The organism is Lysinibacillus alkalisoli (genome assembly GCF_014643595.1).
Taxonomy (GTDB): Bacteria; Bacillota; Bacilli; order Bacillales_A; family Planococcaceae; genus Metalysinibacillus; species Metalysinibacillus alkalisoli.
Window position 1 is genome coordinate 145,545 of sequence record NZ_BMJT01000005.1, and the last position, 12,433, is coordinate 157,977.

A 12,433-nucleotide genomic window follows, 5' to 3' on the forward strand; every position below is an offset into this window, starting at 1 on the left:
TAATGAGCTTAACAATGGAGAAGTCACTTCAAAATCGTGAAAGAATGATTGATGCAGCAAAGGTAGAAATTGTGGGACCAAGTGCAATACATGAATTTTCGTTACCGTTAAATGTGATTGGTAATACAGAACTGGCAGCTGACGAAGCATATAAAAATTATTATTGGGTGAATGGTGGAGTAAAAGAGGAAGTTTTACAGTATGAATATCCTTCACGCCGTTATGCAGCAGGTGTACTATTCCCAATTGATGCAAAAATAGGAGATACTGTAGGTAATGAAGTAGTATTGGATAATGCTACTGAAGAAAAGAAGCCTGTTGAACGAGATGCAGTAGTGGAAGAAGATTCGGAAGAGGTTCCGATTCAAAATGATGAGCGACTACCATCTTCTTTAGGTGTGACATGTAATATTAGCAATGATACCAAAGTTCTGACTGTTACTTTTGAAGGTGCACGTTACAAATCGCATATGGTTATCATTAAAGGAAAAGGAAATCGGAAATGGTGGCTTCGTGAGACGGTCGGTTCGAAAGTGGACCTGCAAATGGAAGACTTGTTAAAGAAGCGTGTATTTAAACAGCGACTACCGATTTTTAATAAGCTAAATGAAGAGATAACTAGTATTCATATGGAGCTTCATATCCAATGTCGTGAAGTTTATGGTCAACATTTAACGACTGTAACAGTAACGAATCGTTCGAAAATAGGTAAAAAGGAAAGCAGTCAATCAGATGAAGTGATGTTATTTCAGGCAGGGGTTATTTTACAAACGGATAAACAAGGCAGGTTTATTAGCTATCCTAAGCATTATCAGCGAAATTTACCGATGACAGCTGATGAAGCAAATGACGAGCTGTTATATCGTAATAAAATTAATTATGCGTTTGGCCACGGTTGTTCTATGACCTGGGATGATACTGAAGTTGTTAGAGAGATTCAATCAACATTTATTCCAACTTATGAAACGACAAGTATGACACCTGATGTAGAAGTGATAATTGACGGGAAGTTAGAAAAAATCAATATTAAAATGATAGATTTGGTTAATGCGAAATCTTTTGAACAATTGAAAATGATTTTAATGCCACTTATTCATGGTTATCGTCAGTGGATTGAGGAAAGAGAGGCGGAAATTCCTAAACTGGATGCCAAGTTATATAATGTTGCAATGTGTAACTTGAATTTATGTAAAGAAAGTTTGTTACGAATGGAAAATGGACTGCAGCATTTAAATAAAAAACAAGTGAAAGATGCGTTCATTCTTGCTAATAAAGCAATTTTATTGCAACAAGTAAATGGTAAAAAAACTCGCACAGCATCAATAAATGATACAGAGATTACATTTGATATATCGTATGAAGATACGGTATTTAAGTTAGATAAGTTGCAAACAAGTACAAATAGTTGGCGTGCATTCCAAATAGCGTTTTTTTTAATGTCGCTGGATTCAATTGTAAATGATGAATCACTTGAAAGAGAAATTGTCGATTTAATTTGGTTCCCAACAGGTGGTGGTAAAACAGAGGCTTATTTAGGTGTTGCAGCATTTGAAATGTTCTATCGCCGTATTCTAAATCCGAAAGATGCTGGCGTGGATGTTATAATGCGTTACACATTACGTTTACTTACAGCAGATCAATTCCAACGTTCATCGCGTTTAATGTGTGCAATGGAAGTAATTCGAAGAGAACAACCTCGATATTTAGGAGAAACGCCATACTCGATTGGGATGTGGGTTGGGGGAAGTACGTCACCAAATAGTTATACCGTTGCACTTGAGAAGCTGCGTGGATTAAAGCAAGGTAAGAGAGATAGTGAATTCGTTGTAGCGAAATGTCCTTGGTGCGGTTGTACACTTGGGAAAATAAGCAATGGTAAAAATACGTTAATTGTAGGTTATAAAAAGGTAGAAAATCGATTCGTGACGTTTTGCCCTGATACAGCATGTGATTTCTCTGCAGAAATTCCAGTATATTTTATCGATGAAGCTATTTATAAGAAAAAACCAACATTTTTAATCGGTACGGTTGACAAATTTGTACAGCTAACATGGAATCCGAAAGCAAGAGCTATTTTCGGTATTGATGAAAACGGGCAGCAACGGGTAACACCCCCAAATTTAATTATTCAAGATGAGCTTCATCTTATATCTGGGCCTCTTGGAACATTAGCAGGGCTATTTGAAACAGTGATTGAGGAATTATGTACAAAAATGGTAAAAGGCAAGCACATAAAACCGAAAATTATTTCAGCGACAGCTACGATTAAAGAGTTTGGGATACAGACAAAATGTTTATTTGGTCGTAATCAAGCAAAACTATTTCCAAGTCCAGGGCTAGATATTGACGATTCCTTTTTCGCAAAAGTGGCTGTTGATGAAAATGGGGAGCCGTTGCCTGGACGAAAATATGCGGGGATTTTCACAACTAATGTTGGATTGTTAATGGCTCAAGTTAAAGTATTTTCAGGTGTTTTACAAGAAGGAAATCAAATTCTGATGGATGAACGAGATCCATATTGGACATTATTATCATTTTATAATAGTTTACGTGACCTAGGTGCGGGAATTAATTTATGTTCAATGGACATACCAACCTATATGCGATCTATTCAAAATCGAGAAGGATACAAAGAAAATCGTTTTATAAAAGATCCTCTTGAACTAACTTCGCGTATGCAAAGTGATGAAGTGACAAAAACTATTGATAAATTGAAAGTTGAACTAACTGCGAAAAATCAAAAACAAGTGTTAGATGTATGTCTCGCTTCCAATATTATTGAAGTAGGTGTCGATATAGACCGGTTATCGATGATGGCAGTTGTGGGACAACCGAAAACGACAGCTCAGTACATTCAAGTAACAGGTCGTGTGGGACGACGCTGGATGGAAAGACCGGGGCTTATTTTTACAGTATACTCCAACCGAAATTCACGTGATAAGTCACATTTTGAACATTTTATCGAATATCATCAACGTCTCTATGCACAAGTTGAAACGACAAGCGTGACTCCGTTTTCAGATGCCAGTTTAGATCGTGCTCTATATGCAGTGATTATAGCATTTTTAAGACAGCGTTTTTCAAGAGTAATGGCTATGGAACCGAATGTAGATGAATATATTAAGATAAAAAAAGATGAGAGTTTTAGAGATTTTGTGAAAAATCTTATTGCGCGTGTAAAGTTGGTTGATGAAGAGCAAGTGAAATCGTTTAAAAGCGCATTTTTAAAGTTTGATAAATTAATGCAAAGTGCTAAATTCACTTGTTGGAAAGCAAGTGATAAGGATGCTCAAGGTATGATGTATATGAGTGGCGACCCGATTGCCTCAAAGGTATATCCGAATGCCATTCCTATGATAAACTCACTTCGAAGTGTAGATGCAACAAGTCTAGGGAAAATAACTATGGATATCTCGAATGTAGATGCAACAACTACAAGTATAGATGACGATTTGGAGGATTTATTATCATGAGAAGGTTGCCTTTAAGAAGAAGTCAGCTAGTAGGGGCGAATGGTCCAGGCTCTTTAATTGTAAGCCCTGAAGGTGAGACAGCGATTGTAGGTGCATTAGATTATTGGTTTACAAAAGAAACGAAGGATGAAAAAAATCGAGCGGAATTTGAAGTGTTTGAACCTCGCCTTAAAGGGTTTTTAGGTGTTAATAAACTTTATATGCCTCCTGACTACCGTAAGGCTCATGAAGATACATCAAATTCCAATTTAATGATACCTTTATTACGTTTTCCATTATGGCACTATTGCCCATTCTGTAAGGAGCTGCATCGTTTAAATTATAGTGCGGAAAGTTCATGTAAATTTTGTAGAACGTGTAACGAGAATCGTTATATGAAGCAAGTACCATTTATCACTATTTGTAAGCAAGGACATATTTCTGATTTCCCTTGGGGTGAATGGGTTCATAGCGGACAGGAATGTAATGGCACAATGACACTAAATACAAGCGGTGGAGCAACTCTTGATTCTTGGTCTATTAAATGTTCATGCGGAAAAAATCGTTCCTTACGTGGTATTACCGCAAAGCGTGAGAATAGTTCGGTAATAACAGAAGAATTATATGGAGATGCACTCAAATATACTTGTAAAGGTCATAAGGCATGGTGCTCAGATGAATTTGAGCCATGTAATGAGCCTACTGTTGCTATTTTACGAAACTCTATCAATGTCTATTTGCAACAAAAGGTAAGTGTTATTTCATTACCTGGTGAAAAAAATCAAAATGTCGATAAGTTATTAGATTTTTTACAACGTCAAACAGTTGTACATGGATTAGTACAGTCTCAGACGAATATAGTAGGTAAGGTAGAGATGCTGTATAATGCAGCAAGTTCACAGTTAAATGTATCGAAAGAAGACTGTGAAAAGACCATTCTTTATATGGAATCGAGTATTAGTGTTGATGAAGGTAATGGTGATTTATCTTCACCTATGATTTTACGTGAAAAAGAATTTGATGTTTTACAGTCAGCTCAAAATGAAGAGTGTTTAAAAATTTTTGAAGAGTGGTCTAATGAAGATGCAGATGCCAAAGATTATGCAGGTGCATATACAAAGTTCATCAAAAAGATAAATCGTGTTACTAAGCTTCGTGAGACGACAGCTCTAGCAGGTTTTAAAAGATTAAGTTCTGTTGAAGAAGATGGCTCTTACAAATTTAAACCAAGTTATGATTTAATGTACCATAAAGAAGTACCGAACGAGAAAAAGTGGTTACCAGCGTATAGCGTTTTTGGTGAAGGGATTTTCATCCAATTTGATTTGGAGGAAATTCGTAAATGGGAGCAAAAAGTTGAAGTTCAACAATATTTTGAAGAATACCTAAGTCGTATTTCAAAAATGAAGCATTATATGCCGGAAATTATTAATAATCCACGAAATATTATGATGCATTCACTGGCCCATTTAATTATGGAGGAAATTGCAAATACAAGTGGTTATAATATGGCCTCTATCCGTGAGCGTCTATATATGAATGAAAATCAAGCGGGTATGCTTATATATACATCTGCTGGTGATATCGAAGGGACGTTCGGTGGTCTTGTTCGTTTAGGACATAAAATGAAATTTTTCCACATGATAGACAAGGCTCTTGGGAAATCACATTGGTGTAGTTCAGATCCAGTTTGTACAGAGCTAGGTATGACAATGGGTCAAGGCTTACAGGGGGCGAACGGCTCAGCTTGTTATAATTGTATCTACATTCCTGAAACGTCCTGTGAGTGTGGGAATATGTATTTAGATAGAACATTATTGAGTCATTCAAATTTAGGTTTTTTCAACTTGAATTAAATATGGGTTACGTTAGTTCTTTGTTGTCATTAAGAACCGCTCAAGTTGTAGAAAAAAGAATTGGTAACTTATGGGATTTACTCCGTATATAAGACAGGGATCAAAAAAGCATTATTCAACCAGTTGTCAGTATTGAACTGGCGACTGGTTATTTAGTTTCGTTTGAATTCGGTTATTGTTATAATAAGTGATATCGTCTTTGACGGTTTGTTCTACGATGGCTGTCGTAGTATTTTTCAAATCGTCTAAGTAGAATGTTTCAGACTTTAATACAGAATGAAACGATTCAATGGGGCATTATCAGCGGGCGTTACTTTATGGGCATGCTCATGTAATGCCTTTTGCTTTTACAGCTTGTTGATAGTGATAAGATGTATACACCGCACCTTGATTACTATGTAGTGTACACCCTTCGGGCAAATGATGAAGTTGGGCTAACGTATGCAACACAAAATTAGTATCTTGGCAGTCACTAATGGAATAAGCAATAATTTCACCATTATATATAAATCCTTAATACTTGAAAGATACAACGGTTTTTGACCAAATGGTAGGTATGTGATATCCGTTACGAGCTTCTGTAACGGTGCTGTTGCTTTAAAATTACGATGGAATAAATTATTCGCAATGGCATAAGGTTGTCCCGTTCGTTTCCATTTTTTTGCTTTTACACGATATTGCCAACCCTATTTTGCGTGATACGTTGAACGACTTTATGATTGATCGCTATTTCTTGTCGTAGTAACGCTGTGATTTTTCTGTAGCCATATCGAAACTTATACGCATGACAGAGTTCACCAATTCTTCTCTCTATAGCTTGATGAGACTTTGCATCGATAGATGCTTTCTTCCAACGATAGTAGGTAAATCGTGAAATCCCTAAGTGAATACAGATAGCCTTTACAGGCATCAGACTTCTCAGTGAGGCAACTAACTGTATAGCTACTTCTCCAACCACTTCCTTTCCAATTCTGCGTACTTTTTTAAAACCTCAAATTGTTGCTTTGAAAATCGATTTTTCATAGCTAATCTCATTTGTTCATTATCGGGTTCAGGACCTTTATTAAACGTATATTGCTTACCAACAGGTTGTTTTACACGATTTATTTCACCATGGCGATACCAACGCATCCAGGTTTAGACTTGTGTTTTATTTCGTATATTTAAGTCCGTTATATCTGTTTAATTGGTACACTTGCTAATCGCATCTCTATTACTTTTATCTTTACTTCATAGGGATAACTCACTCTTGTTCCCATAAAAAAACACCTCCAAATTGAAATTTAAGTAGCTATACCCGAATTTCAATCGAAGATGCTTTTTTTATTTGTCTACACTGTTGGGGTCAGTCCCCATCACAACTCGATGCTTTTTATTATTTATTTTTTAAAAGGGTTAAACTTAAATGTTTCATTTTGGCGAATGCTAGTTGATTGGTGTTCAAGACGGGGAAGAAGTTCAAATAGCCTTATAGAGAAAAAGAAAAAAACGATTTTTAAAAATATTACTCAGAAAAAAAGGATTGAGTTAGGATTGTAGCTCGATGAAAACGTAAGTATTTTTCTTGTTCAGGAAGTATATTTATAGTCATATGTTCATTAATATGAAGCCGCTCATACTCAGAGTACTGCAGTTCATCTGATATGATAATTTGCCCATTTTCATTAAAGCTAATATAACCTTTATCAAATAAGGCATCATGGAAGACGCAAAGAAGTAACCCATTATTATGATCTGCTTTTTGAGATTCGTCAGCAATAGCCCAAGGAACAATATGGCTTGCTACCAACAATGAAGGTATAGACAGATTGCACAATTGGCAACCAGATTCACGTTCAAATAGTCGACTACGAAATTTCGCTTGAGTTTTACGATATGCTGTCATACGATACCCTGTGTTTCTAGGAGGATTAGTTATATCTGAGTTAGGAATAATATCACTAACTTCATTATTGGGAGGCAATTTTCTTGTTTGCAAATAATTATGCCAAATGGTTGGTATATATTCGCTTTCAAAATTACCAACTTTCAAGTCGTACAGCCATTTACGAGGAATAGAAACCTCAAGAATTGTAAAATTAGCTACATAATTTTCGTATTCACCCTTGCCTAATTTGGTGAATGTTCGTAACTCTAATGCCTTATTCAAAGGTATCTCTTCAACAAAGGGTACTGCGATTCCAATAAATCGTGCATCCTTTCCATTTACACGTTCAAAGTAAAAGAAGGGAGCTATATGTTCATTCGTATTACTATAAGCCCTACGGAAGTATTTTTCAAAAGCTGCATTACCTCTTTGTTTCGTATCTAAATAATGTTTCTTACAATCTTTGTTGTCACCATAATAATTCAGAGTTTTGGTTGAACTATTATATTTATTTGGCCAGTCTGTATCACCTTTTGTATCTAATAGAATTACAAAGGCTTCTTCATTACTAAAAGAAGGATTGTTTTCAACCATAGTTCGACGAATTCCACCTTGATTAGCAATACCTCTCAAGTTATCAAATTTAAAAATATTACTAATTACTTCATCTGCAAAAAAGCCACCAGTTAGGCCAGCTTCATATATTTCTCCAGGTATTAAATCAGAGTTCTTTAATTTGTTAAATACCACCATAGTTAACACCCCATTTTTTATTGGTACTGGTCTTGATAATACAATAGGAACATTTGGTAATTATATATAGAAGTCTATCCTTAGAGATTTTTTTGATAAAATACAATTTTTTTATTATAGTCAAAACCATTTTGAAAGTATGTTTATTGTTTAAAGTTTCAATTCTTCATTTAATATACTAAGAATATAAGTATTATTTAACCAAAAACTTTGCTTCGTCATTATACGCCCATCTGGTAACTCGTCCCCATAAGTAGGGTTGTTGCCAATGATTTCGCTTGTTTCTAATACATAATAGCGTTTCGTTGTGTGTGGACGGATATGAATTACATTATTATCGCCTTTCTTAGGGAAATTGTTTTTTATTTCAAAGTTAGTACCGCTTTTTTTGAACTTTTTATATAGGATAGGCCCTTCATTTACGACTTTTTGTATGTTTTCCCATCCTTTTCGTGCTTCTTTTAAATCTTTATAAGGCATATTCCAAAGTTGACATCCTCTTAGCACATATTTGTTCCCTAATTTTTTATATACAACAAATAAATAACGTTTCGAACTTAAATCATTATAGAAAACAGATTCTTCCCATTCTTCGTTTATAAGTTCTTTAAATTTAAAAGAAGGAAACGAAATGCTTTCATCCATTTTTCCGTTCTCTTCAATTCGTATCGCCTTTACTTCAATATTTGCTTTAATAAATTCTTCAGCACGGTTCGATTTTATACCTAACATACGATAAGCTAGAGAGCTATAGAAGTTTTTGGATCCAGGCTTTACACCAAATTCTTTACTTAGTTGAATACTTGTTTTTCCTTTATACTCATTTATGGTATTAACAATAAGAGTTTCGAAAGTTTGATTGTCGGATTGGCTTACATTAACCAAAATAGACTCATACGTATTAACTTGATTAAGAACATATTTATTTAACAGGTAGGTCATATAAGACTGTTTAAAACAAAATGCCCGTTTTGGTGCTTTAATATGAGGTGCGTAAAACTCTTGTGGAACTAAGCTTTTAATAGCGGTAGAACCTTTTGTACAGGCTCCCAAATACATCGTCTCACCTTCTGACAATTCATGAGCTCGCCCTTCTCTTACTTTCGTAATGATTTTCTCATAGTCTTGCTGAATTATTTCCAGGTCCTCTTTAGGTGGAGAAAAAAGCGTTACAAAATCGATAGGGTATTCAGTTCTTTGTAGTTCCCGGTTCCGTAAATAATGAATTAACAGTGTTAAACGAAATTTATTATAGGCATGAGAGTAAAAAAAGTTTTCTTCGACTGGTTCAGTGTAGCTAATCATCGTGATAACTAAACGTTCTCCAGCTGAATAACCCCCCTTTTTTCCTATTTCATAAGGAGTTACTTTTAGTTCTACACCGGCTTTAGGGAAATCAGGCTCTTGTTCATTATTAATCTCATATTCAAAGTGATATTTTTCAATTAAGTGACCCATTCCACCTTTATATTTGGGATTATTTACTTTTGTTATAGTTTCCTGTTTTAAATCTTCATCAATAGCTGCATCATTTATTACGTCAGAAAAAATTTTTCCAATTAGTTTTTCACCATAGTTCTTAATACTTAATGGATTTGCATCATCGTATTTTAAAATAGTAATACCTCCCATAATTTAGGTCTATAATCAATGATAGCTTAAATAGCAAAATTTAAATACAAGAAAATGATTATTTGCAAAAACTTTAAAGTTGATCTTTTTATAAACATGATTTATAATACGATTATATAGAAAGGATGTTCGTAATATGAATAAAAACCTAAATGTTGTGGAATTATTCGCAGGTGTCGGTGGGTTTCGTCTTGGTTTAGAAAAGGCTGACAAAGAATTTTTTCAAACAGTATGGGCAAATCAATGGGAACCTTCAAGAAAGACTCAAGATGCGTATGAATGTTATCAAAGTCATTTTATTGAAGGTGAAGCAAGTAATGAGGATATTACAACTGTAGCTGATAGTAAGTTCAGCTCATTGCATATAGATTTATTAGTTGGAGGATTTCCATGTCAAGACTACAGCGTGAGTCGTTCGTTGAATAATGAGCAGGGTATAAACGGTAAAAAAGGTGTTCTATTTTGGGAGATAAAACGTGTCCTTGAAAATAGTCATCCGAAATATGTTTTACTAGAAAATGTGGATCGCTTGATTAAATCTCCATCTAAGCAGCGTGGGCGAGATTTCTCTATCATGTTAGCTGTATTCCGCGATTTAGATTATATCGTTGAATGGCGAGTAATTAATGCGAGTGAATATGGGTATGCACAACGTAGACGTCGAGTTTTTATCTTTGCATATAAAAAAAACTTAAGCTTTGCTAAACAGCAAATGAAGTTGAACAAGGAAGTTATTTTATTTAAAGAAGGCTTCTTTGCACGTACATTCCCGGTAACGAATGAACCGTATAAAAATCGTCGGGCATCAGTTGAATTACCTAAAGATATTGTAGAAATCTCGGATAATTTTGCTTTTGGTTTCCATACAGCTGGTGTTATGATTGACGGGAGCGTTCATACCGTTCAACCGGAGCCGATTGTAAAGAATCCTATCCCTTTAAAGGACAATTTACTTCCAGAAGATATGGTTGATGAAGAATATTATTTAAATGAAGCAGCCATTGAAAAGTTTAGCTATTTACGAGGACCCAAAAAAATTGAACGAACTTCTGCTGAAGGGCATAAATACATTTATTCTGAGGGTGGTATGTCACCTACAGATGATTTAGAATTACCTGGTCGAACAATGCTTACTAGTGAAGGAACTGTAAATCGAAGTTCACATATAGTTGAAGTCAATGGACGAAAACGTTTCCTAACTCCGCTCGAATGTGAGCGATTAAATGGATTTGATGATAACTGGACAGAAGGCATGCCGAAACGTATGCGTTACTTTTGTATGGGGAATGCCCTGGTAGTGGATTTGATTAAAGACATGGGTGTGAAGATTAAGGAAATTGATTTATTAGATTAAGAAAATGCGACTCAAATAACTTTAGGGATTTAATACACAGAGTTTACTCTGTGTATTTTTTAAAAGATAAGAAAGTATAACTTTTTATAGATGTCTAGGCATTCGCGCCGCACGTTCGAGATTGCTTCGGGCTCTCCAGCGCTTGTCGCGTGCGAACGGGTGCGAATGCGCTTTTCTTATAGAGGTGGGATAAAAATGAAGTTCTATGTAATATCGTTTGATACGAAGCTTTTTAAAATGAATGCTGAAGTAATTAAGATAGAATGGGCAATACATGATATCTACTATGAATTGAGTAGTATTTTAGGCAGCGATTCATTAGAATTTGTCGATTTTAATGACGAAGTCGTAATGGTTATTGACGAGGACGGTAAATTTAAAAAGAATAATCCTATATTTAGAGTAATAACAGATGATGGTATTACTCTAGATTTAGCAGGTAAGATATTGTTTGCACGTAATGTCGAAAATGAATTTAGCACAGACATTGGTAGTATTATGGCTGAAGATATTTTCTATTTAAGAAACAATTTAAACATTCAATTATTAGGTGTAGTTAAGGGAGAGTAACTATATGTTCTGCCCAAAATACAAAGGAATCCAGGATGTAATAAAGGTTCATGAAGCGAAAGATTTAGCAACTCCTCGCTTATGTGATGTTCAATGTTTAGAGTGTGGACATATTGTGTATTATCAGCCCTACGATTTAGGTTCTACTTTAAATGCTATTCCTAAAAAGGATTTGGAGAGTGAATAGTTTTTTCTTGCAGAGCTTACTATTCAATTAAACTATGCTGTTAGATTAGTTTGCACTCAATGTGCGTAGATTAAGTTACAAAAAGAGCTTTCTAGAGATTATGGAGGGCTGCTTCATATAAATTGTTGCTTTGATCTCGTAGTATTTAACATCCTGCAAGGTATTGAGGGATAAAATATTACATGCTATAATTGAATTGTTTCAAAGGCGATTTGCAAAGGAGAAAGTAAACCACTCACATGCTAGGTGCAAGGGGTGGTTTACTTTTCTTTAATAAGAATGAGTATTTAAAAAGTTATCGATTTCAGTTTTTGAAATACGTTTTACTCCATCAATCTCACATACTTTTAACCCCATTAACCTAAACTTAATGAATGTGTTAAAAGAAATACCTGCGTAAGAAGATCCTTCCTTTAAAGTCATCCATTCTTTTGATTGTTGTGAATGCAAATGTCCAAACTCTCTTTTTATAGTAATGGAAATGAGATTTTCTGAATCAGAACTGTACTGCAATGTTATTCCTCCTTATACATTAATTAATACGATATGGATATGCAATTGGGTTAATGTCATTTAAACTAACAAATTTAGTAGTTAACTTGGGATGACTAATTTCAAAATTAAAGTTTTTAGAGACCATTAACAAAAATAGTAATTCCGCTTCTGCGTTGAATCGAGTAATATTATATGGTCTTTTAGTCAACTTAGGAAAGTATTCGATTTGTTGAAAAGTGTTTTTCCAACCGTCTTGTAGAGCATTGA

General features: G+C 34.8%; 8 protein-coding genes and 1 pseudogene. 5 read left to right on the forward strand and 4 right to left on the reverse strand.

The genetic code is table 11. From position 1 onward, the window contains the following. Positions 1-2: 2 nt before the first annotated feature. Together IEW44_RS08960 and drmB are read left to right on the forward strand one after the other, a co-directional pair. Positions 3-3,473: a helicase-related protein gene (locus IEW44_RS08960; RefSeq protein ID WP_188614710.1), complete on the forward strand. Its 3,471-nt coding sequence runs from the start codon at positions 3-5 to the stop codon at positions 3,471-3,473. Next, positions 3,470-5,308: an MrfA Zn-binding domain-containing protein gene (drmB, locus tag IEW44_RS08965; protein WP_188614711.1), complete on the forward strand. Its 1,839-nt coding sequence runs from the start codon at positions 3,470-3,472 to the stop codon at positions 5,306-5,308. Before IEW44_RS08960 ends, drmB begins: the two co-directional genes overlap by 4 nt. Before the next feature lie 126 nt (positions 5,309-5,434). Here drmB and IEW44_RS08970 read toward each other — a convergent pair. The 3 genes and pseudogenes from IEW44_RS08970 to IEW44_RS08980 form a co-directional block, all read right to left on the reverse strand. Next, positions 5,435-6,567, reverse strand: a pseudogene (locus IEW44_RS08970) (IS3 family transposase). A gap of 245 nt (positions 6,568-6,812) precedes the next feature. Beyond that, positions 6,813-7,928: an HNH endonuclease gene (locus IEW44_RS08975; RefSeq protein WP_188614712.1), complete on the reverse strand. Its 1,116-nt coding sequence runs from the start codon at positions 7,926-7,928 to the stop codon at positions 6,813-6,815. Positions 7,929-8,078: 150 nt separating this feature from the next. After that, positions 8,079-9,560, reverse strand: a complete 1,482-nt coding sequence (locus IEW44_RS08980; protein WP_188614713.1) for a Sau3AI family type II restriction endonuclease — start codon at positions 9,558-9,560, stop codon at positions 8,079-8,081. A gap of 136 nt (positions 9,561-9,696) precedes the next feature. On the opposite strand from IEW44_RS08980, the gene dcm reads away from it, so the two are divergent. The 3 genes from dcm (at position 9,697) to IEW44_RS08995 (ending at position 11,671) form a co-directional block, all read left to right on the forward strand. Further along, positions 9,697-10,914 (forward strand): DNA (cytosine-5-)-methyltransferase, encoded by a 1,218-nt coding sequence (dcm, locus tag IEW44_RS08985; RefSeq protein ID WP_188614714.1) that lies wholly within the window; start codon positions 9,697-9,699, stop codon positions 10,912-10,914. Positions 10,915-11,109: 195 nt separating this feature from the next. Beyond that, the gene (locus tag IEW44_RS08990) at positions 11,110-11,484 is read left to right on the forward strand and encodes a DUF3846 domain-containing protein (protein WP_188614715.1); all 375 of its coding nucleotides are present in this window, start codon (positions 11,110-11,112) and stop codon (positions 11,482-11,484) included. Positions 11,485-11,488: 4 nt separating this feature from the next. Then, a complete protein-coding gene (locus IEW44_RS08995; RefSeq protein ID WP_188614716.1) occupies positions 11,489-11,671 on the forward strand; it encodes a hypothetical protein in 183 nt (60 codons plus the stop codon). Between the two features lie 270 nt (positions 11,672-11,941). Here the strand turns inward: IEW44_RS08995 and IEW44_RS09000 are convergent, their stop codons facing one another. Continuing rightward, the gene (locus IEW44_RS09000; RefSeq protein WP_229704204.1) at positions 11,942-12,184 is read right to left on the reverse strand and encodes a DNA-binding protein; all 243 of its coding nucleotides are present in this window, start codon (positions 12,182-12,184) and stop codon (positions 11,942-11,944) included. Between the last annotated feature and the right edge of the window lie 249 nt (positions 12,185-12,433).

Coding starts and splice junctions, on each gene's coding strand:
- IEW44_RS08960 (WP_188614710.1), top strand. CDS start 3: ATGAGCTTAACAATGGAGAAGTCACTTCAAAATCGTGAAAGAATGATT.
- drmB (WP_188614711.1), top strand. CDS start 3,470: ATGAGAAGGTTGCCTTTAAGAAGAAGTCAGCTAGTAGGGGCGAATGGT.
- IEW44_RS08975 (WP_188614712.1), bottom strand. CDS start 7,928: ATGGTGGTATTTAACAAATTAAAGAACTCTGATTTAATACCTGGAGAA.
- IEW44_RS08980 (WP_188614713.1), bottom strand. CDS start 9,560: ATGGGAGGTATTACTATTTTAAAATACGATGATGCAAATCCATTAAGT.
- dcm (WP_188614714.1), top strand. CDS start 9,697: ATGAATAAAAACCTAAATGTTGTGGAATTATTCGCAGGTGTCGGTGGG.
- IEW44_RS08990 (WP_188614715.1), top strand. CDS start 11,110: ATGAAGTTCTATGTAATATCGTTTGATACGAAGCTTTTTAAAATGAAT.
- IEW44_RS08995 (WP_188614716.1), top strand. CDS start 11,489: ATGTTCTGCCCAAAATACAAAGGAATCCAGGATGTAATAAAGGTTCAT.